Source organism: Rubrivirga litoralis (assembly GCF_031846415.1).
Classification (GTDB): domain Bacteria; phylum Bacteroidota; class Rhodothermia; order Rhodothermales; family Rubricoccaceae; genus Rubrivirga; species Rubrivirga litoralis.
In genome coordinates this window covers 1-20738 of the sequence record NZ_JAVRHT010000013.1, presented here as the reverse complement: position 1 = coordinate 20738, position 20738 = coordinate 1, and the positions used below count along the sequence as shown (strand labels likewise).

General features: G+C 74.0%; 17 protein-coding genes. 5 read left to right on the top strand and 12 right to left on the bottom strand.

Annotated features, from left to right (window positions below):
- Nucleotides 1-21 precede the first annotated feature (21 nt).
- Both RM540_RS06960 and RM540_RS06955 read right to left on the bottom strand, forming a co-directional pair.
- Complete coding sequence (locus RM540_RS06960) at nucleotides 22-1284, bottom strand: DUF2391 domain-containing protein (RefSeq protein WP_311662832.1); 1263 nt, start codon at nucleotides 1282-1284, stop codon at nucleotides 22-24.
- Between the two features lie 105 nt (nucleotides 1285-1389).
- Complete coding sequence (locus RM540_RS06955; RefSeq protein WP_311662831.1) at nucleotides 1390-1992, bottom strand: ComEA family DNA-binding protein; 603 nt, start codon at nucleotides 1990-1992, stop codon at nucleotides 1390-1392.
- A gap of 122 nt (nucleotides 1993-2114) precedes the next feature.
- Between RM540_RS06955 and RM540_RS06950 the strand changes: the two genes are divergently transcribed.
- Nucleotides 2115-3152 carry a PEGA domain-containing protein gene (locus tag RM540_RS06950; protein ID WP_311662830.1) on the top strand — a complete coding sequence of 346 codons (1038 nt, stop codon included), beginning with the start codon at nucleotides 2115-2117 and terminating at the stop codon, nucleotides 3150-3152.
- Nucleotides 3153-3176: 24 nt separating this feature from the next.
- Here RM540_RS06950 and RM540_RS06945 read toward each other — a convergent pair whose 3' ends face one another.
- From RM540_RS06945 to trxA, 7 genes are all read right to left on the bottom strand, one after another.
- The gene (locus RM540_RS06945; RefSeq protein ID WP_311662829.1) at nucleotides 3177-3809 is read right to left on the bottom strand and encodes a M23 family metallopeptidase; all 633 of its coding nucleotides are present in this window, start codon (nucleotides 3807-3809) and stop codon (nucleotides 3177-3179) included.
- A gap of 154 nt (nucleotides 3810-3963) precedes the next feature.
- Nucleotides 3964-4317 carry a hypothetical protein gene (locus RM540_RS06940; protein ID WP_409945951.1) on the bottom strand — a complete coding sequence of 118 codons (354 nt, stop codon included), beginning with the start codon at nucleotides 4315-4317 and terminating at the stop codon, nucleotides 3964-3966.
- A 32-nt stretch (nucleotides 4318-4349) separates the two neighbouring features.
- The gene (locus tag RM540_RS06935) at nucleotides 4350-4598 is read right to left on the bottom strand and encodes a hypothetical protein (protein WP_311662827.1); all 249 of its coding nucleotides are present in this window, start codon (nucleotides 4596-4598) and stop codon (nucleotides 4350-4352) included.
- 363 nt (nucleotides 4599-4961) lie between these two features.
- Nucleotides 4962-6443, bottom strand: a complete 1482-nt coding sequence (gene rpoN, locus RM540_RS06930; RefSeq protein ID WP_311662826.1) for an RNA polymerase factor sigma-54 — start codon at nucleotides 6441-6443, stop codon at nucleotides 4962-4964.
- Nucleotides 6444-6492: 49 nt separating this feature from the next.
- The gene (locus tag RM540_RS06925) at nucleotides 6493-7146 is read right to left on the bottom strand and encodes a DUF3109 family protein (RefSeq protein WP_311662825.1); all 654 of its coding nucleotides are present in this window, start codon (nucleotides 7144-7146) and stop codon (nucleotides 6493-6495) included.
- A gap of 172 nt (nucleotides 7147-7318) precedes the next feature.
- Nucleotides 7319-8395, bottom strand: a complete 1077-nt coding sequence (gene trxB, locus RM540_RS06920) for a thioredoxin-disulfide reductase (RefSeq protein WP_311662824.1) — start codon at nucleotides 8393-8395, stop codon at nucleotides 7319-7321.
- A 78-nt stretch (nucleotides 8396-8473) separates the two neighbouring features.
- A complete protein-coding gene (gene trxA, locus RM540_RS06915) occupies nucleotides 8474-8809 on the bottom strand; it encodes a thioredoxin (protein WP_311662823.1) in 336 nt (111 codons plus the stop codon).
- A 178-nt stretch (nucleotides 8810-8987) separates the two neighbouring features.
- On the opposite strand from trxA, the gene RM540_RS06910 reads away from it, so the two are divergent.
- Together RM540_RS06910 and RM540_RS06905 are read left to right on the top strand one after the other, a co-directional pair.
- Nucleotides 8988-11069: a PAS domain-containing sensor histidine kinase gene (locus RM540_RS06910; RefSeq protein WP_311662822.1), complete on the top strand. Its 2082-nt coding sequence runs from the start codon at nucleotides 8988-8990 to the stop codon at nucleotides 11067-11069.
- Nucleotides 11070-11073: 4 nt separating this feature from the next.
- Complete coding sequence (locus RM540_RS06905) at nucleotides 11074-13038, top strand: sensor histidine kinase (protein ID WP_311662821.1); 1965 nt, start codon at nucleotides 11074-11076, stop codon at nucleotides 13036-13038.
- A gap of 50 nt (nucleotides 13039-13088) precedes the next feature.
- Here RM540_RS06905 and purL read toward each other — a convergent pair whose 3' ends face one another.
- Complete coding sequence (purL, locus tag RM540_RS06900) at nucleotides 13089-15473, bottom strand: phosphoribosylformylglycinamidine synthase subunit PurL (RefSeq protein ID WP_311662820.1); 2385 nt, start codon at nucleotides 15471-15473, stop codon at nucleotides 13089-13091.
- 155 nt (nucleotides 15474-15628) lie between these two features.
- Here purL and RM540_RS06895 point away from each other — a divergent pair, with 155 nt between their 5' ends.
- The gene (locus tag RM540_RS06895; RefSeq protein WP_311662819.1) at nucleotides 15629-16063 is read left to right on the top strand and encodes a DUF805 domain-containing protein; all 435 of its coding nucleotides are present in this window, start codon (nucleotides 15629-15631) and stop codon (nucleotides 16061-16063) included.
- Between the two features lie 230 nt (nucleotides 16064-16293).
- Here RM540_RS06895 and RM540_RS06890 read toward each other — a convergent pair whose 3' ends face one another.
- Both RM540_RS06890 and RM540_RS06885 read right to left on the bottom strand, forming a co-directional pair.
- Entirely contained in the window at nucleotides 16294-17895 is a 1602-nt protein-coding gene (locus RM540_RS06890) for a sodium:solute symporter family transporter (protein ID WP_311662818.1), read from the bottom strand.
- A 389-nt stretch (nucleotides 17896-18284) separates the two neighbouring features.
- Nucleotides 18285-19310 (bottom strand): formylglycine-generating enzyme family protein, encoded by a 1026-nt coding sequence (locus RM540_RS06885; RefSeq protein ID WP_311662817.1) that lies wholly within the window; start codon nucleotides 19308-19310, stop codon nucleotides 18285-18287.
- Nucleotides 19311-19518: 208 nt separating this feature from the next.
- On the opposite strand from RM540_RS06885, the gene RM540_RS06880 reads away from it, so the two are divergent.
- Nucleotides 19519-20703: an MFS transporter gene (locus tag RM540_RS06880; protein ID WP_311662816.1), complete on the top strand. Its 1185-nt coding sequence runs from the start codon at nucleotides 19519-19521 to the stop codon at nucleotides 20701-20703.
- Nucleotides 20704-20738 lie beyond the last annotated feature (35 nt).

Sequence of the window (20738 nt, the reverse complement as noted above, 5' to 3'; positions counted from 1 at the left end):
GCTCTACCTGCTCTCTCCGCTCTACGTTTCCTCGTCGACGTAGGCCACGTAGCGGAAGTAGGTCTGCTCCTCGAAGCTGGCGCCGAGCGCGCCGACGCCGATCCCGAGCGCGGCGACGAAGCCGGCGAACACGAGCACGTGGCGGACCCCGACCGGCTCGCCCAGCGCGGCCGCCCACTCCGCCAGGATCTGGCCGTCGAAGAAGGCGGCGGCCAGCGCCGTCGTCGCCGCGAACAGGAGCGCGTAGGTCGTGGCCATGCCCAGGCCGAGCGCGATGACGATCGAGGCCGACGTGACCACCTGCTGCTCGGTCCGCCCCCGCCCGTGGCGCCGCGCGAGCAGCCGCTGCTTGCGGACGAGATAGACGCTCGTGGTCACGAGGGCGAAGACGGAGAGCGCGGCGACGCGGGTCGGCGGCTGGCGCGTGCCCAGGTCCCACGCCTCGGCCGTGATGACGAGGACGACGAGCGTCGAGAAGGCAGCCGTCGTCAGCTTCGAGAGCTGGAACGGGAACAGCCACGGACGGATCTGGAGGACCGTGTCAGCCACGTCGGCCCACCCGTGGCGGAGCGCGCGGAGCGTGAACGCGGCGCCGGAGAGCCGCCGGAACCGGGCGCGCTCCTCCATCCGCGGGTCGGCCACGTCGGCGAGCTCGTCCTCGAGCTCCTCGCGGTTGGACGCCGTGTAGTGGGCGGGGCGGTCGAGGTCGGCCGCCGTCTTCGGCGCGTGCATCCAGGCCCCCGCGTCGTCCTCGTGGCCGAGCCCGTTGAGGTGGCCGAGCGCGTGGAGCGCGAGGGCCGCGAGGCGCCGGCCGGCCGTCTCGGCGCGCTCGGCCGGCGTCCGGCGGCTGTCGCGGAGGCTGGGGTCGAGCCGGGCCAGCGACAGCACGGCCGAGGCCAGCGCCTGCGACGGCGTGGCGAGCGCGAACGAGCGGTGCCGCGCGTGGAGGTCGGCGGCCGTAACGACGAGGGCAAAGTCCCACCCCGCCACGGCCCGCTCGGCGGCCCCGGCGTCGAGGAGGTCGACGGGCTCGACGCGGACCCCGGCCGGGGCCAGGTCGCGCCGGCGGACGAGCGGGAGCGCCCACGCGAACCCCGGCAACTCGCGCGCGAGCACCTGCCGCACGCGGCGCCGGGCCACCTTCAGCGCCGTCCGCTGCTGCTCGTCGAGCGGGCCGGCCTGGATCCACCCGACGACGACGGCCGGGACGTGGCGGGCGCCGGGTTCGCCCGTGCCGCCGTCGGGCGGCGCGGGAAGGCTGGAGGGCGGGGCGGTGGTCTCCACGGGGCGGCGGCGGGGCCTTCAATATCGCCCCGCGCCAGGGCTTTCGTCTGCGCGGCGACCCGGGCCGCCGGACGTCGTCCCCACTGTCGGCCCAGACCGCCCCGCTCAGCGCCCCACGTCGACGGGGCGGACGACGGCCACGCGTGCGAGCCGCTCCACGAGCCGCGGCGTGACGCCCTCGACGACCACGAGCGCGGCGAGGTCGTCGAACGGCCCCATCGCATCACGGAAGGACACGATGCGACGGGCGAGGGCCGGCCCGACGCCCGCGAGCGGGGCGATCTCGTCCTCCGGCGCCGCGTTGAGGTCGACGACCGCCCCGCCCCGCCCGGCCTCGACGCGGAGCTGCTCCTTGACCGCCGTGACGAGCGAGACGTAGGACGGGGGGTCGTAGACGACGTCGGGCTCGTAGTCGTAGTTCACGCCCAGCAGGTTCACGACCGTGAGCCGAGCCTCGGGGAGCTGACCCTGGCGGAGCAGCGAGAGGGCGAGCAGGCGGTACCCCTCCTGGACCTCGTCGGGTTCGGCGTCGTCGCTATAGATGCACGCCGACACGGCCGGCTCGACCGCCGCGTAGTCCTGCTCCTGGTACCGGCGCTCAGCGTCCGCGAGGGCCTCGGGGCACGGGTCCGACTGCGCCGCCGCCGCCCCGCCCCCGACGGCGAGAATCAGCAGGACAAACCAGCGGGCGGACGTGGCGACGGGCATTGGAGCGTGGGGTCTACTTTGGTTCAACATAACCGCCCCGCCCGCGAGGGCACGCACGGGAGCCGCCGGTCCGTTCGACGGGTTCCCCCGCGCCCGCGGCCCCCGTTTCGGTCTGACCGGCCATGCCCCCGACGCCTTCGCCCCCGCCCCGCCCCTGGACGCCCGAGCCGGAGACGTGGACGCCCGAGCCGGCGGACGTGGCGAGGGGGAACGCGCGGACGGTCGTGTTCCGCATGGTCGCGGCGATGGCCGTCGTCGTGGTCCTGGGCGTCGGGCTGCTCGTCGCCGACTGGTACACCTCGCGGACGCCGGCGGCGGACGTGGGCTATGAGGCGGCCCCGCCGAGCGTCTCCAACGGGGGCGGGGTGGACGGCGAGGACGGGGCCGAAAGTGGGCTGAACGAGGGCGGGGCGGGCGAGGCGGTCCTGGAAGTGGACTCCGCCGTCGAGGGCGCCTCCGTCTTCGTCAACGGCGACTCCGTCGGGACGACGCCCCTGCGCCTCTCGCTCTCTGAGCCCGGCCCGAAGCGGGTGCTCGTCGCGCGCGGCGCGCGCGCGCTGCTCGACACCACGGTGCAGGTCGAGTACGGACGCGTGGCGGTCTTCGCCGCAGGGCGCCGCGACGAGCCGGCCGGCCGGCCCACGGCGGCCGAGGCCGAACGCGGGTCGATCCGCGTGACGAGCACGCCGGCCGGCGCCGCCGTGCTCCTCGACGGCCGCCGCGTGGGCCAAACGCCGGTCACGGTGGACGGCCTCACCCCGGGCGAGTACGCGCTCGCCGTCCAGCAGCCGGGGTACGAGCCGGCCACGCGGCGCGTCACGCTCCGCCCGGGCACCCGCTACGAGACCGCGCTCGAGCTCCGCTCCACGAGCTCTCCGACGTCCGGCCCCGCCCCGCCCCAGGCCCGCCCGACGCCCGCCCCGCCCCGCCCCGACCCCGGCGTGGGCACCGTCGAGATCCTCGTCCGCCCGTGGGGGCGGATCGAGATCGACGGCCAGCTCCGCCAGCGCGAGTCCGACGTCGTGTACCGGACGGAGCTCCCGACCGGCACCCACCGGATCCGCGTGAGCCACCCCACGCTGGGGTCCCAGGAACGCGACGTCGTCGTAAACCGAGGCGTCACCTACCGAGTCGACATCGACCTGGGCGGCAGCGACTAGACGGGCGGGGTGGCCCGCCGCCCCTTACCGCCCGGCGGCCACGTCCGCCCCGCGGAGGAGGTCATACGGGTTGAGCGGCGTCCCCCGCCCCGCCCCGCTCCGGTCGAGGACCTGGAGGTGGAGGTGCGGCCCCCGCGCGTTCCCCGTCGACCCGACCGTCCCGAGCGGCTCCCCGCGCGCCACGCGCGTGCCCACCTCGACCCCGTCCGCGTAGGCGTCGAGGTGGGCGAGGTAGAAGTCGAACCGGCCGTCGGCCGACCGGAGGTAGAGCGTGCGCCCGCCCAGCCGGTTCCAATGCTTCCGGCTGACGACGCCGTCCGTCGGCGCGACGATGAGCGTGCCCGTCGGGGCCGCGATGTCGATCGCGTTGTGAGTCCGCCCCCCCGACCGGCCGGCCGCGAACGAGTCGCGGAGGTCGCCGGCGCGGACGCCCACGACGGGGATCACGAGCCCCGAGGGGACGGCCGCTGAGCGCGGGGCGGGGCGGGCGGACGGGCGACGAGCCGGCGGTCGGCGGTCGGGGCGGCCTTCGGGCCGAGCGGTGGGACCGGCGGCCCATCCGTTGGGGCCGCTGGCCGAGGTGCCCGCGCACCCGGAGAGGGCGAGCGCGGCGGCGAGCGCGAGCAGGGCAGGGCTCGCCAGGACAGACTTCAGCATGGCCGGGGGGGACGGACGGCTGGAAGATCGTCAGAAACGGTACCGCGCCGTGCCCTCCCCTCCGGTCGCTCGGGCGCAGGGACCGCTTGGCACCGAATGCCGAGTGGTCTTTTTCCGTCCGCCCCGCCCGCAGAAGCGCCAGGGGGCGGGGTGGTCACTGGCCGGCCCGCCGCGCGTCGTCGTCGAGGGCCGCCCACCAATCGGCGTAGGGCGTGTTCTCGGGCTTCTTACGGTTGTGGTCGGGTCCGTCCCACCACGTCGGCCCCCGCTCGCCGAGCGCGACCTTGGCCTCGTGGACGCGGGCGCGGGCGGCCCGCTCGGCGTCCTCGTCGGCGCTGCGCTTGGCCTGTCCGACAGCGCGGCGGGCGCTCATCAGCTCTTTGACCAGGCGGTCCTTGTCGCCGGCGGCGAGGTCGGGGTTCGTGCACCGCCAGAGGCGCCCGCCGTGGACGAAGTAGCGTCCGTCCGGCGTCGACGGGAGGTGGTCAGGGCACGTCGACACGGGCAGGCTCGGCGGGTGGGCGGGGCGGCTCGCCCGATCTACGCGCGGGCGGCCACGAGGATGCCGGCGGCCTCGGCGGCCGTCGTCGGAACCGCGTTCTCGATGTCACCGGTCTGCACGGCGTCGAGGAAGAAGAGAGCGAACGCGTGGCGCTCGTCGGCCGTCGCGGCGGTGTCCTCGAAGAGCGTGTCGAACTGCGACATGGCCTCGTCGGTGACGGCCCCGACGATGTAGCCGGCGAGCAGGGCGGCGTGGGCGGAGCGGCGGGGGGCGGTAGCGGTGGTCATGCGGGGCGGGGTGTGAGCGTTGATGGCCCTTTCACCAAGAGCCGTGCCACGTTCGCCGCGCGCCCCTCGCGCTTGCCTGAACGGCCCTCCGCCCCGCTCGTCGGGTGTCAGGACGGAACGGCGGCGTTACCCTTCGCGCTCCCACCCCGCCCCTTGGGTCTGCTCGCGCGCTGCACCGCGGACGTGACCGCGGCCTTCCTCGACGGCGCCGACCTGGGCGGGGTGGCGTCGTGCCGCACGTCGAGCGGGGTGGCGCACGAGACGGCCGTGAGCAAGCTGGAGCCCTGACCGCCCCGCCCGCTCAGCCGACGACGACGGGCGGGGTGGGGACGTAGACCGCCCCGCCCCCCCACGTCAACGGCCCTACGCCAGCACGATCTGGCGGCGGAGCCGTGCCACCGGGACCCCGAGCTGCTCGCGGTACTTGGTCACCGTCCGCCGGGCGATGGGGTAGCCCTCATCCTTGAGGAGGTCGGCCAGCTTCTGGTCGCTGAGCGGCTTCGCCTTGTCCTCCTCGCCGACGATCCGCTCCAGGATGGCCTTGACCTCCTTGTTCGAGACCTCCTCACCGTCGTCGCCCGTGATCCCTTCGGAGAAAAAGTGCTTGAGCTCGTAGACGCCGTACTCCGTCTGCACGTACTTCCCGTTGACCACGCGGGAGACGGTCGAAATGTCCATCTTGATGATCTCCGCGATGTCCTTCAGGATCATCGGCTTCAGGTGGCCCTCGCCGTGCTCGAAAAAGTCGTGCTGGATCTGCACGATGGCCTCCATCACGCGGAGCATCGTGTTCCGCCGCTGCTGGATGGACGAGATAAACCACCGGGCGCTCTCCATCCGCGTCTTCAGGAAGTCCTTCGTCTCCTTCGCGTTGCCGTCGCCCTTCGTGGTCTGCGCCGAGAGCGTGTTCCACATGTTCCGGTAGTGCCGGTTGACGCGGAGCTCGGGGGCGTTGCGGCCGTTGAGCAGGATGCGGAAGTCGTCGGCGTCGCGCTCGACCGTGAAGTCGGGCGTGATGTAGTTGGTCTGGACGGCGAAGTCGCCCTCGCCCGGCTTAGGGTCGAGGCTGCGGACGAGGTCGTAGGCCTCCTTCAGGTCGTACTCGTCGATGCCCAGCTTGCGCTGGATGGCGTCGAAGTGCTTCATCGTGAACTGCTTGTAGCAGTCCCGGAGCAGGTCGACCGCGTTTTCGCGGCCGTCGACCTCGTCGCCCATGACGTCGAGCTGGACGAGGAGGCACTCCCTCAGGTCGCGCGCGGCGATGCCGACGGGGTCGAGCCGCTGGACACGCGAGAGCACGCGCTCGACGTCGTCCTCGGTGATGACGAGGCCGTAGTTGAACATGACGTCGTCGAGGATCGACTCGACCGGGCGCCGGAGGTAGCCGTCCTCATCGATGGACCCGATGATCTGATCGGCGATGAGCTCCTCGGTCTCGTCGAAGTCGAGGAGCCCGACCTGGTCGCGGAGCGACTCGGCGATCGACGAGGTCGCCGGCATGGGCATCTCGCGGTCGTCCTCCTCGGCCGAGTGGTCGACCTGGGCCTTGTAGCCGTAGAGGTCGTCGGGGGCGTTCAAGAACTCGTCCCAGTCGAACTCGTCGTCCGACGACGACTCGGTCTGCTCGGACGGGAGCTCGTCGTCGCTGTCGGTCGGCTCGTCGGCCGTGTTGTCGAGCTGGAGCTCGTCCTCCTCTTCACCCTCTTCGAGGAGCGGGTTCGACTCGAGCTCGGCCTTGATCCGCTGCTCGAGTGCGAGCGTGGGCAGCTGCAGCAGCTTGATGTACTGGATCTGCTGCGGCGAGAGCTTCTGCTGGAGTCCTTGCTTCTGTTGGAGGTTGAGCATCGTGTTTGGGACGTATCAGAGCCCAATATCGCACGCCGGCCCGCCCAGGTTAAGGCGCCACCTCCGAATCTACGGGGGCGGGCGGGGCGGCCTCCTGCGGGCCAATGCCGACGTCGAGCCGGCGCTGGCGGAGCGCCTCGCGGAAGCGCCCGAACCACGCCTCCCCGTACTTCCGCGTGAGCGGGCGTTCGAGAAAGTCGGCGAGCTGGACGCCCGTCCGCTCGCCGTGGGGGACGGCGGGGCGGCACAGGTCGATCCGCTCGTAGTTCAGCACGTCCACGGCGTCGGCGCCCTCGCCGTAGGACTCGACGCGGAGGGGGTAGAGGTGGCACGAGACCGGCTTCTCGAAGTCGGTCCGCCCCGCCCAGAAGGCCTCCTGGAGCGAGCACTTGGCGATGGGGCGGGCGCCGCCGCCGTCGTAGGTCACGAACACGCACTCGCGGCCGCCGACGGTGGTGGTCCCGTAGCCCTCGCGCTCGTCGCCCTCCCAGACCCCGTTCCGGGCGATCTCGCGGAGCGCCTCGGGCCGGAGCTTCGCTTCGACGGCCGGGAGCGCGGCTTCGAGCGCGGCCCGCTCGTCGGGCTCGACGGGCGCCCCGCGGTCGCCGTGGACGCAGCACGCGCCGAAGCACGAGCCGAGGTGGCACGCAAACGGCGCGTCGAGGAGCGCGTCGGAGACGAGGACGTGGTCGACGGAGAACATGGGCCGAACGTAGGGGCGGGGCGGCGCCCGGTCAACGAGGAACGTCCTGATGCCCCCGCCCCGCCCAAGCCGCCCCGCCCAGGCGACGGCGGCCGCGTCTGAGCGGGCGGGGCGGTCCGGCTCGCGGGACGCCGGGCGGGAGTCCGCCCATGCCCACCCCGCCCCCGGCGTCTTACGACCGGGCCTCGGCCAGCTTGTCCTGGACCGGGACGCCGTCGTCCGAGTCCTCGGCCGGCGCCACGTGGTACTCGGTCTCCGTCCGCGTCTCCTCGATGACGTCGTGCTCGGCCAGCCAGCGCTCGGCGTCGATGGCCGCCATGCAGCCGGTCCCGGCCGCCGTCACGGCCTGGCGGTAGACGTGGTCCTGGGCGTCGCCGCAGGCGAAGACGCCGTCGACGTTCGTGTACGTGCTGTCGGGGAGCGTCTGGATGTAGCCGGCCTCGTCCTGGTCGAGCCAGCCGGCGAAGATCTCCGTGTTCGGCTTGTGGCCGATGGCGACGAAGAACCCGGTCACGGGGAGCTCGCGGGCCTCGCCCGTCTCGGTGTCTTCGAGGGTCAGGCCGATCACGGCGTCGTCGCCGCGGACCTCGGTGACGACCGTGTTCCAGTGGACGCGGACGCTGTCGTGGTTCAGCACCCGGTCCTGCATGATCTGGCTCGCGCGGAAGCTGTCGCGCCGGTGGATCAGGTGGACCGTCGACGCGAAGCGCGTGAGGAAGAGGGCCTCCTCCATCGCCGTGTCGCCGCCGCCGACGATCGCGATCTCCTCGCCGCGGAAGAACGCGCCGTCGCACGTCGCGCACGCCGAGACGCCCCGCCCGAGCAGGCGGCGCTCGTTCTCCAGCCCGAGGTACTTCGCGCTCGCCCCGGTCGAGACCACGACGGCGTCGGCCAGGATGGGCGTCGTCTCGTCGACGACGAGCCGGTGCGGGCTGCCCGAGAAGTCGACGTGCGTGACGGTCCCCCACCGGAGCTCGGCGCCGAACCGGACGGCCTGCTTTTCGAGGTCGGCCATCATGTCCGGCCCCATCACGCCGTCGGGGTAGCCGGGGAAGTTCTCGACGTCGGTCGTGGTCGTGAGCTGGCCGCCGGGCTCGGACCCCTGGACGACGAGCGGCGCGAGCCCGGCGCGGGCGGCGTAGAGGGCGGCCGTGAACCCGGCGGGGCCGGTGCCGACGATGACGATCGGTCGGCGCTCGGCGGCGCCCCAGTCGAGGCCGTCGGGGAGCGGGGTGGGGGGCGTGGGCATCGGTTTCGGAGTGCGAGCGGATACAAGTCGGGGGCGCCCCCCCGCGTGAGGAGGCGCCCCCGGCGCGGGCGGGGCGGGCTAGGCCGCTTGGCCGGCGAGGGCGTCGAGCTTCTCGGCGAGCACCTTCTTCGGGACCACGCCGACCATCTGGTCGACGGGCTTGCCGCCCTTGAAGAACAGGAGCGAGGGGATCGAGCGGATCCCGTACTTCATCGCCGTCTGCGGGTTGCTGTCGACGTCGAGCTTGACCACCTTGGCCTTCCCGTCGTAGTCGGCGGCGATCTCTTCGATCGTCGGGGCGATCGTGCGGCACGGGCCGCACCACGTGGCCCAGAAGTCGACGAGGACGGGCTGGTCGCTGTGGAGGACTTCGGACTCGAAGTTGTCGTCGGTGCCGGTGACGTAGGCGGACATGGAAACGTGGAGATGGTAAGGGGTCGGAATAGTACGGGCGGGGCGGGTTCGGGTTCTTCCGGCCGGCGGCGCACGCTCTCCAGACGCCGCCCCGCCCGCCGCTCTTACCGCGGCGGCCCGCCGCGCCTTAGGTCCGACACCGGCCCGACGATACCGGGGGCGTCCCACCCCGCCCCCTGTGCCTACGCGCCCCCGACGCCCCTTATGGACCGTCGCGCTCCTCCTCGCGAGCGCGGCGCCGCTCTCGGCGTGGGCACAGGCGGGCGGGGCGGGGGCGCCGGCGGTCGAGTCCGTTCGCGCCGTCCGCGCGGGCGCCGAGGGCGAGCGGGCGGGCGCGACCGTCGCCGTGGCGGGGCGGGTCACGGCGGGCTCGGGGCTCGTCGCGCCGGACGAGGTGTTCGTGCAGGACGCGACGGGCGGCCTCCGCCTCGCGCTCGCGCCCGGCAGCGCGCCCGTCGCCACGGGCGACAGCGTCCGCGCCGTCGGCCGGCTCCAGGTCCGGCACGGGACGACCGAGCTGGCCGACGCCCGCGTCGAGACCGTCGGCCCGCCGGCGCGGGCGGCCGCCCCGCCCCGCCCGGTCCCCGTGCGGGAGCTGGCCCGGGGCGGGCGGCGGCTGGACTTCGAGGCCCGCGAGGGCGAGGTGGTCGAGTTGGAGGGCCGGGCGGTCCAGATCGACCAGGCGGACGGCGCCCACCGGCTCGTGGTGCTGTCCGGCGTCGACCTCGTCTCGGCCGTCGTCCCCGACCACCGGACGGAGCTGGCTGGGTTCGCCGGCGTCGACGCCGGCGACTACGTCCGCGTCCGCGGCGTTCTCGTCCAGGACGGGCCGGCGGCGGACGGCCGCGGCGCCTACCGGGTCTACCCGCTCGCGGCGTCGGACGTCCAGCGGCGGGGGCTCTCGCCGGCCGAGTACACGTGGGGGGCCGTCGCCGTCGGCGGCCTGCTCGTCGTGGCCCTCTTGTGGGCCGTCGCCCTGCGCACCCAGGTCCGCCGGCGGACGGCGGCGCTGCGGGCGTCTGAGGCCCGCTACGGCCACCTGTTCGAGGCCGCGGCCGACCCCGTCCTGGTCCTCGACACGGGGCGGGGCGGCGAGGTCACGGCGGCCAACCAGGCCGCCCAGCGTGCGTTCGGGCTCGCGGCCGACGGCGCGCGCACCGACGGCCGGGAGGTCCGGCTCGCCGACCTCGCCCTCGACGAGCAGGAGGCCCGGTTCCACCTCGCCGACGCCGACAAGAACGGGTCGGTCTCGGGCGTGCTCGAACTCCGCGGGCCGGGCGGGGCGGCCGTCCCGTTCGAGATCGCCACGCGCCGGCTCCGCGACGGTTCGGCGTTCGTGTCCGTGGCCCGCGACGTCGAGGAGCGCCGGGCCTACGAGCACGGGCTGCTCCGGGCGATCCAGGCCGCCGAGGAGGCCCGCGAGCAGGCCGAGAAGACGGCCCAGCTCCGGGCGTCGATCCTGGCCAACATGAGCCACGAGATCCGCACGCCGCTGACGGCCATCATCGGGTTCGCCGACATCCTGCGCGACGAGGTCCCCGAGGACCTCTGGGAGTACGCCGACACGGTCCACGCCGGGGGTGAGCGCCTGCTCAACACGCTCAACGACGTGCTCGACCTCGCGCGGCTCGACGCCGAGCGCGCGCCGGTCGCGCCCGAGGCCGTCGACGTGGTGCCCGTGGTCGAGGGGGCCGTCCGGCTCCTCGCCCCGCTCGCCCAGCGGAAGGGGCTCGGGCTCCACGTCCAGTCCGACGTCCGCGCCCTCCCCGCCCACCACTCGCGGACGGCCCTCGAACGGATCGTGACGAACCTCGTCGGGAACGCGGTCAAGTTCACCGACCACGGCGAGGTCCGCGTCTCGCTCCACGCCGCCGAGGGCTACGTCGTCGTCCGCGTGCGCGACACGGGCGTCGGCATCTCCGACGCGTTCCTCCCCGACCTCTACGAGGCGTTCAAGCAGGAGTCCGACGGCCACACGCGGAGCCACGAGGGGACCGGGCTGGGCCTGGCCATCACCAAGCGGCTCGTCGACGTCATGGGCGGGGAGATCCGCGTGTGGAGCCGGAAGGACGAGGGGACCCTGTTCGAGGTGGTCCTCCCCGAGCGCGCCCCCGATCCGGCCGCCCCGCCCCCGGCTCCCTCGGCCGCGCCCGCCGCTCCGTTTTCCGACGCGGGCGGGGCGGCGGCCCCCGACAGCGACAGCGCCCCGCCCCGCCCCCCGACCGTCGAACGGGCCGAGAACGACCCCGCCCTCTCCTAAAGACATGCGCACGCGCACCTGGCTGGCCCTCGCGCTCGTCGCCGCCGCCCCGCCCGCCGCGGCGCAGCGGCCCGAGCCCATCGCCGACGTCCTCCACGACGCCGACGGCGACCGCGTGCCCGACCGCGTGGGGCAGACGGTGACCGTGGCGGGGTGGGCCTCGGCGGACCAGGGCGCGTTCGGGTCGTCGCCGGCCGACCTCTACGTGCAGGACGGGCGGGGCGGCGTCGCCGTCGGCGGCGGCGTGCTCGCCGACGGGCGCCGCGTCCGCGCCGGCGAGCCCGTCGTGGTCACGGGGACGCTCGGGTTCCGCAACGGCGTCGCCATGATCGAGCCCCGCGCGCTCGAGCGGGGGGCGGGGCGGTCCCGTGCGCCCGCGCCGCTGCCCTACGACGCGGCCGACGCCGAAGGGCTGGAAGGCCGGCTCGTCGAGGTCGAGGGGACGGTCGTGGGGCAGAACGACGTGGGCGCCGGCCGCGCGCTCCTCGTCTCGCTCGACGACCTCTCGCTCGTGGTCGTGTTCGCGTTCGAGGGGCAGCCGAGGCCCGTGTCGTTCGAGGGCTTGGGCGCCGGCGACCGGGTCCGCGCGGTCGGCGTGGCGGGCCAGTACGACCGCTTAGCCCCTTACGACGAGTCGTACCAGATCTACCCACGCAGCCCGGCCGACGTCGAGCGGGCCGGCATCTCGGCCTCGGCGTACCGCTGGGGGGCGCTAGGCGCCGGCGTCCTGTTCCTGCTCGCGTTCGGGGCGTCGGTCGCCCTCCGCGCCCAGGTCCGCCGCCGCGTCGAGGCGCTCCGGGCGTCGGAGGCTCGCTACCACACGCTCGTCGACCGGGCCTCGGACGCCGTGTTTGTCCACGGCCTCGACGGCGAAGACGCCGAGCTCAACCGGGCCGCCCGCGCGATCATGGGCGTCGCCGAGGGCGAGGCCGCCCCGCCCCTGATCGGCTCCGTGGCCGAGGCGGACCGGCCGCTCGCGCGCGACCACATGCGCCGCCTCCAGGCCGTCGGCAACGCCCGGACCGACCTCCGCGTGGTCCTGCCCGACGGGTCCGAGCGGCTGCTCGAGTTCGAGTCTCAGGTGATCGATGTCGGCGGCACCCAGCGCGTGCTCTCGCTCGGCCGCGACGTCGGGGCGCGGCGGGACTACGAGCGCGGCTTGGTCGAGGCCCGAGAGGCGGCCGAGGAGACGGCCCGCGTGAAGAGCGCCTTCCTGGCCAACATGAGCCACGAGATCCGCACGCCGCTGACGGCCGTCATCGGGTTCGCCGACCTCCTCATGGACGAGGTGGACCGCGACGCCCGCGGGCTCGTCGAGGCCATCGAGACCGGCGGCCGGCGGCTGCTGGCCACGCTCAACTCGGTCCTGGACCTGGCCCGGCTCGACGCCCACACCGAGGCGCTCCGGCCGGTCCCGCTCGACGTCGTCGGCCACGTCGAGGGGAGCGCGACGCTGCTCCGCCCGGCGGCCGAGGCCCGCGGCCTCCGCCTCGACGTCGTGGCCCCGGACGGCCCGGTCCCGGCCACGCTCGACGCCGGCGCCCTCGACCGCATCCTGACCAACCTCGTCGGGAACGCAGTCAAGTTTACCGAGCGGGGCGGGGTGACGGTCGAGGTCGGCGTCTGCCCCGACGATGCCGCCGTCGTCCTCCGCGTGGCCGACACGGGCATCGGCATCTCAAAGGACTTCCTGCCCAGCCTGTTCGACGAGTTCCGCCAGCAGTCCGAGGGCGACGCGCGGAGCCACGAGGGGTCCGGGCTGGGCCTCGCCATCACCCAGCGGCTCGTCGACCTGATGGGCGGCACGATCGCGACCGAGAGCGCGCCCGGCGTGGGGACCACCTTTACCGTCACGCTCCCCCGCGGCGCCGCCGCCCCGCCCACCGCCCCACTCGCGGAAACGCCTGCCGCCGGGCGGGGCGGGGCGGCTAACGAGCACGCTCCGGCCCCGGTCCTGCGCGCGGCGTAGCGGCCGCCCCGCCCGGGAGCCACCCCGCCCCAGCGGCGCGGGCGGGGCGGCTAGACCGCCGGGCCGCCCCTGGCTTCCGGGGCGGCCATCGCGTCGGGGATCGCCGTCTCGTAGGGCCGCGCGAGGTCGGCGACCGGCACCGAGAGGGCGGGCTCGGCACCGACGGTGACCTGGAGCGGGCCGTCCGTGACCGTCCCGATCGGCGTCGCCTGGGCGCCGTGCTCGGCGCAGAGCGCGCGCACGGATTGGGCGTCGTCGGGCGCGACCGAGAGGACGACGCGGCTCTGGGCCTCGCCGAACAGGACGGCGTCGAGGCGCGCGTCGAGGGCGGGGAGGGCCACCTCGGCGCCCAGGCCGGAAAACACGGCGCTCTCGGCGAGCGACACGGCGAGGCCGCCGTCGGCGACGTCGTGGGCGCTCCGCACGAGGCCGGCGCGGATCGCGGCCAGCACCGCCGCCTGGACCGCCTTCTCTTCGTCCAGGTCCAGGTGCGGCGCGTCGCCGGCCGTGGTCCCGTGGACGTGGGCGAGGTACTCGCTCGCCTCCACCCCGCCCGTGTGCCACCACGCGGCGGGCGAGACCAGGAGGAGCCGGTCGCCGGGCGCCGCCCACGCGGCCGTCGTCGTGTGCGCGGCCACGTCGTCGACGAGCCCCACCATCCCGATCGTGGGCGTGGGGAAGACGGCGCGCGTGCCGCCGCGCTCGTCCGGGCTCTCGTTGTAGAAGCTGACGTTGCCGCCGGTGACGGGCGTTCCCAGCGCGCGGCACGCGTCGCCCAGCCCGCCGACGGCCTCGGTAAACTGCCAGTAGACCTCGGGCTTGTACGGGTTACCGAAGTTGAGGCAGTTCGTGACGGCGAGCGGCTCGCCGCCGGCGCAGACCACGTTCCGCGCCGCCTCGGCGACGGCGATCCGGGCGCCGCGCCGCGGGTTGAGGTAGACGTAGCGGCCGTTGCAGTCGGTCGTCATGGCCAGCCCGCGCTCCGCCCCGCCCGGGCTGCCCGCCCCGCCCGGGCCGTCTGCGGCGGGCGGGGTGGTGCCTTTGAGGCGGACGACGGCGGCGTCGGTGGGGCCGGGGCCGGCGACGGTGTTCGTCCGCACCTCGTGGTCGTACTGCTGGAACACCCACCGCTTGGAGGCCACGTTGGGCGCGCCCATGAGCGCGACGAGGGCGCCGCCGGCCGTCCCAGCGCCGGTCTCCGCCGACGTGGGCAGGAGGTCGGCCAGGTCCGTGGCGTCCCACGCACGCGTGGCGTCGAGATAGCCCGGCCGCTGCGTCTCGCGATGGTAGACCGGCGCGCCGCCACCCAGCACCAGCGACTCGGCCGGCACGTCGACGACCAAGTCGCCGTGCCAAAAGACGCGGACGCGCTCCGTGTCCGTGACCTCGCCGATCTGGACGGCGTGGAGGTCCCACTTGTCGAAGACGGCCTCGATCTCGGCCTCGCGGCCCCGCTCGACCACGACCAGCATCCGCTCCTGGCTCTCGGACAGCAGCAGCTCGTACGGCGTCATGCCGGCCTCGCGCTGGGGCGTCCGGTCGAGCTGGAGGTCCATCCCCACCCCGCCCTTCTCGCTCATCTCCGACGACGAGCACGTGATGCCGGCCGCGCCCATGTCCTGCATCCCTACGACGGCGCCCGTCGCGATGGCCTCCAGGCTGGCTTCGAGCAGCAGCTTTTCGGTGAACGGGTCGCCCACCTGGACGTTGGGCCGCTTCGCGTCGGAGTCCTCCGAAATCTCCTCGGACGCGAACGTGGCCCCGTGGATGCCGTCGCGGCCGGTCGCCGAGCCCACGATGTAGACCGGGTTGCCCACGCCCTCGGCCGTCGCGCTCACGGTCTCGCCGGCCTTGACCACGCCGACCGACATGGCGTTCACGAGCGGGTTGCCCTCGTAAGAGGCGTCGAACACGACCTCCCCGCCCACCGTCGGCACGCCGAACGAGTTGCCGTAGCCGCCGATGCCGCGGACGACGCCGTCGAACAGGAACCGCACGCGCGGGCTGTCGAGCGACCCGAACCGGAGCGAGTTGAGGCTGGCGATGGGCCGGGCGCCCATCGTAAAGATGTCGCGCTGGATGCCGCCCACGCCCGTCGCCGCGCCCTGGTACGGCTCGACGGCGCTCGGGTGGTTGTGGCTCTCGATCTTGAACGCGCACGCGAGCCCGCCCCCGATGTCGACGAGCCCGGCGTTCTCGTCGCCGGCCGCGGCCAGGAGCCGCTCGCCGTCGCGGGGGAGCGTCTTGAGGAGCGCGATCGAGTTCTTGTACGAGCAGTGCTCGGACCACATGACCGAGTACACGCCGAGTTCGGTGTAGGTCGGCACGCGGCCCAGGACCTCCTGGACGCGCGCGTACTCGTCGTCGGTCAGCCCGTGCTCGCGGGCGAGGGCGTCGGTGACCTCGGGGTCGGCGGGGAGCGGCTGCGGCGTCATGCGGGCGGACCCAGAGGGCGGGGGCGGGGCGGAGCCGGAAGGTACCGGCGGGCGGGCCGGCGGCTCCCCGCGACGGACGGGCGCGGCAAAGGCTCTCCAGTTGCACAAGGGGTTAGGGCTCCGTTCTTTGGAGCCTCTCCACCCACCTCGCCCCTATGGACGCCTTCCAGGAATACTTCGTCGACATCGTCAAAAACCACTACGCCGATTTCGAGGGCCGCGCGCGGCGCAAGGAGTACTGGATGTTCTACCTGTTCTCCGTACTTGTCGCGATCGCGGTCGTCGTCGTCGCCGTCATCCTGATCTCCATTTCGGAGAGTCTGGCGATCGTTGCAGGCCTCCTCTACATCGCGCTGGCGCTCGGCCTCCTCCTTCCGTCCCTCGCTGTCGCCGTGCGCCGGCTCCACGACACGGACCGGAGCGGGTGGTGGTACCTCGTGTCGCTCGTCCCCTTTATCGGCGGGTTCATCCTCCTCTACTTCATGGTCATCGAGGGCGACGCCGGCCCCAACGCGTACGGGCCGGACCCGAAGGACCCGTACCCCGAGGGCGCGGGGATCGACGAGTTCGCGGGCGTCCTCGACCGCTAAGCGGCTGCCGAGGCCGTTTCGGCCTGGCTTTCCTGCGAGCCCGCCGCCCCGCCCGCGCAGTCTCCGGGCGGGGTGGTGGGCTGCCCGGGCGGGTTCACGGCCCGCGTCACCTCCAGGTCCGCCGCCCCGCCCCAGCCGTCGCAGCGGGGGGCGGGGCTCCGGCGACGGCCTCGACCGCGCCGACCATGCGCACAGGATCGGGCGGGGCGGCTTCCGCGAGCAGGGCGATCCTACCAGAACACGGCGTAGAGCGCCGCCGTCACGCCGAGGATGCCGAACGTGGCGGTCAGGAACACCGGATCGCTCGCCAGCTTCACGCCCGCGATGCGGATTGCCTTCGGGCTGTCCTTGCCCTTCGCCTCAAGGAGCGAGATGACCACGATGAGCGCGACGGAGACCAGGAACACGTAGCCCATCCGGTTCAGGAACGGGATCGACGGGAGCAGCACCTTGGCGAGCGCCGAGAGCGGGATCGAGAGGACCGCCGTCACGAGCGCGGCGTTGGCCGTCGCCTTGCGCCAGAACAGGCCCATCACGAAGACGGCGAGCACGCCTGGGCTGATAAAACCGGTGTACTCCTGGATGTACTGGAACGCCTGGTCGATGGCGCCCAGGAGCGGGTACGCCACGAGCGCCGCGATCGTGATCGCGACGAGGCTCACGAGCCGGCCGATCGTCACGAGCCGCGTTTCCGACGCCCCGGGGTTCCGCGACTTGTAGAGGTCGATCGTGAAGATCGTAGCCGTCGAGTTCATCATCGACGCCAACGACGACACAATCGCCGCGGCGAGGGCCGCGAACGCGAGCCCCTTCAGGCCCGGCCCGATGTAGGTGCCCAGGAGCCACGGGTACGCCTGGTCCGCCTTGTCGATGGGCGCGTCGAGCCCGAACGCCACGATGCCCGGGATCACGACGACGAGCGGGAGCACGAGCTTGAGGCCGGCCGCGAACGCCAGCCCGCGCTGGGCCTCCTTCAGCGACTTCGCCGCCAGCGCCCGCTGGATGATGTACTGGTTGCAGCCCCAGTAGAACAGGTTGGCCACCCACATGCCGCCCAAGAGCACGCCCAGCCCGGGCAGGAGTTGGTAGGCGTCCTGCGTGACCCCGGCGTCGTCCTGGTAGAGGAGCTCGCCCGGCCCGAGGATCATGTCGAACCGGCTGGGGAGGTCGCTGACGAGCTTCGAGAGCCCGGCCGCCGCCCCGCCCCCGTCGGCGTAGGCGTCGAGGGCCAGGACCGTCGTAAGCAGGCCGCCTCCCAAGAGCACGACGACCTGCACGACGTCGGTCCAGGCGACCGCCTCCAGCCCGCCGTAGATCGAGTAGACGGTCGCGAAGATCGCGAGCCCGGCGATCCCCCAGAACAGCGGGACGCCCATGATCCCCTCCATCGCGAGCGCGCCCAGGTAGAGCACGGCCGTGAGGTTGACGAAGACGTAGACGAGCAGCCAGAACACGGCGAGCAGCGTCCGCACGCGGCCGTCGTAGCGTTCTTCGAGGAACTGGGGCATCGTGAAGATGCCTTTTTCGAGGTAGATCGGGAGGAAGAACCACGCGATCACGAGGAGCGTGATGGCCGCCATCCACTCGTAGGACGCGATCGCGAGGCCGAGCCGGAAGCCGGACCCCGACATGCCGATAAACTGCTCGGCCGAGATGTTCGACGCGATCAGCGAGGCGCCGATCGCCCACCACGGGAGCGACTTGCCGGCGAGGAAGTAGTCGGCCGAGTCCTTCGTGCGCCCCTCCTTCTCGCGCGAGACCCAGAGGCCGACGCCGATGATGAGGGCGGCGTAGGCGCCGAAGACGACGTAATCGATTGTGGCGAAGTCCATTCCAGCGGTCGGGCGGGGCGGGTGAGGGATCCCGCAAGGGTAAGTCCATCTGGACCCGCCGGGACCCCGACGGAACCGTCCGCCGGGGCGAGCCTGTGCTAAAGCGAGCCGTGGCTTCGCCTCAGAGACTGGTCGTAGTCGGCTCCGAGTCCTCCCCCAGCCTGCGAGGCCGGGAGCCGAAAGGCCGGCGCAGCCAACCGTGAGGTCGGCGCAGCCAGGGGACCCAGGGCGGCCGCCCTGCCCCCAACGGCCGTTTCGATGTCCGTCCCCCTCCCCGGCCCTCCCCCGGTGGGGGAGGGAGACCCTCCACCAAACAGTCTCTCACACCCGCCCCGCCCGCGCTCCGGTGGGGCGGGGTGGAGATCGGAGGCCGCCCCGCCCTCTGCCCTTTACGCCCCGCCCGCGTCGCGCGCGCAGCGGAAGCCGACGTGGGCGAACGACGATTCGGGCGTCGAGTGGCTCCGCGCGCTCACGCGGAAGCCGTGGCAGTACGACGGGTGGCACAGGAACGAGCCGCCGCGCTGCGCCCGCTCCGGCTCGCCGCTCGGCCCGGCCGGCGCGCCGGGGCCGGCCCCGCCGTCGGCGCCGAGCGGGTACGGCCGGTACCACGAGGCCGTCCACTCCCACACGTTCCCGCCCAGGTCGGTGAGCCCGAGCGGGGTGGCGCCGAACGCGCCGACCGGGCTCGTCCCGTCGCGGTAGCCGTCGGCCCCGTCGTCGCCGCCGGGGAACGTGCCGGTCCAGGTGTTGGCGCGGGCCGCCCCGCCCCGCGCCGGGTCGCCGGCCCCGAGCGCGTCGCCCCAGGCGTAGGGGCTCCGGCCGTCGGCGGCCCCGCGCGCGGCGTGCTCCCACTCGACCTCGGTCGGGAGCCGCTTGGGGGCGCCGGCGTCGGCGCCGTCCCAGCGGCAGAAGGCGTCGGCGTCGGCCCACGACACCTGCGTGACCGGGTGGTCGTCGGGCGGGGCGGGCGCGGCGCCCCCGCGCGGGCGGCGCCACGAGGCGCCGGGCACGAGCGCCCACTGCCCCGTCTGCTGGTCCATCACGAGGCCGTCGCCGAACCGCTCGGCCTCCGTCTCGCGGCCCGTCGCCTCGGCGAAGGCGCGGAAGCGGGCGACGGTGACGGGCGAGCGGTCGAGGAGGAACGGGGCGACATCGGCGCGGAAGGCGGGGCGCTCGTGGGGCATCCCTCCCTCGCCCGGGAGCACGCCGACGGTCACCGCCCCGCCCGGGACGTAGGCCATCTCGGCGGGCACGTCCAGGCCGGCGGGGACGACGGCGGGCGCCGCCCCGCCCGGGGCCTCTGTGGCCTCCACCGCCCCGCCCGTGGCGACCACGGCGGGCGGGGCGGGGCGGTCGGCGCCGCACGCGGCGACGGCCGGGAGGAGGGCGAGCAGGAGGAGAGCGGCGCGGGTCATGACGGCGAGGATACGGGACGGAAAAGACTCGGCTCGCCCCCGATCATTGTGCCTCCCGGATGGCGCGCGCCGACGGCCGCGTGGGGCGGGGCGGCCCACGCGAACCCCGCCCCGCCCAAGCTCGTCCTGCTCCCCCCGACACCGACTGACCCCACTGGCCCCCTCCTCCGCCCGCACCGCCGGCATCCTGTTCGCCCTCTGGCTCCTCGTGTTCACGGCGGCGAGCCAGACGATCGTCGTCACGCCCATCTTGCCCATCATCGGCGAGGCGCTGGGCGTAGGTGTGGGGAAGCTCGGGCTGCTCGTGTCGGCGTACTCGTGGGTGCTCGCGGCGGCGGCGCTCGTCATGGGGCCGATCTCGGACCGCGTGGGGCGCCGCCGCGTGCTCCTCATCGGGTCGGGGGCGCTGGCAGCCGCGCTCGCGCTCCACGGCCTGGCCGACACGTTCGGGTCGCTCCTGACCGTCCGCGTGCTGGCCGGCGCGGGGGGCGGGATGCTTTCGGGCGCGGCCGTCAGCTACTGCGGCGACTACTTCCCGTACGAGCGGCGGGGCTGGGCGACGGGGTGGGTCATGAGCGGGGTCCCGTTCGGGCTCGTGCTCGGCATCCCCATCGGGCGGGCGCTCGCGGTCGGCGTCGGGTTCAGGACGCCGTTCGTGGCGTTCGCCGGCGTCATGGTGATCGCGTTCGTCCTCATCCTGACGGTCGTGCCGCAGCCCGACGTCCGCCTCTCGGACGAGCGGCCGACGGTCGCCGGCGCGCTCCGCCAGTACCGGGCGCTCCTGGCCCGGCGCGACACGGCGGTCGCGGTCGCCACCTACTTCCTGATGTACCTCGGGCTGGGCCTCCTCATCGTCTACCTCCCCCAGTGGCTGACGACCCGGTTCCCGCTCGACGTGGCCGTCTTCGGGCGCCCGCTCGCGGTCTTCGGGCTCCCGCTCGACTTTATCGCCACGCTGTTCCTCGTGGGCGGGGCGGCGAGCGTGGCGATCGGGCCGCGGGCGGGGACGCTCTCGGACTCGGTCGGGCGCAAGCCGCTCATCCTCGCCTCGTGCCTCGGGCTCGCCGTCGTGACGGCGGCGCTCACGTTCGTCGTCGCCGAGCGGTGGACGGCGTACCCGGTGTACGTGGCCATCATGGGCCTGTTCGCGATGCGGGCCGCCCCGCTCCAGGCGCTCCTCACGGCGCTCGTGCCCGGCCGCCAGCGCGGGGCGTTCCTGTCGCTCACGATCGCGGTCGGCCAGATCGGGACCGGCCTGGGCGCCACGGCCGCCGGCGCCCTCTACGCCGACGCCGGCTACCGGGCGACGACGCTGGTCTCGGCCGCCGTCACGCTCGCGATGGCCGCCCTCGTCTGGCGCGCGCTGCCGGAGCCGACGGAGCAGGCGGCGTAGCGGAGAGAGCGGAGAGAGCGGAGAGAGCGGAGAGA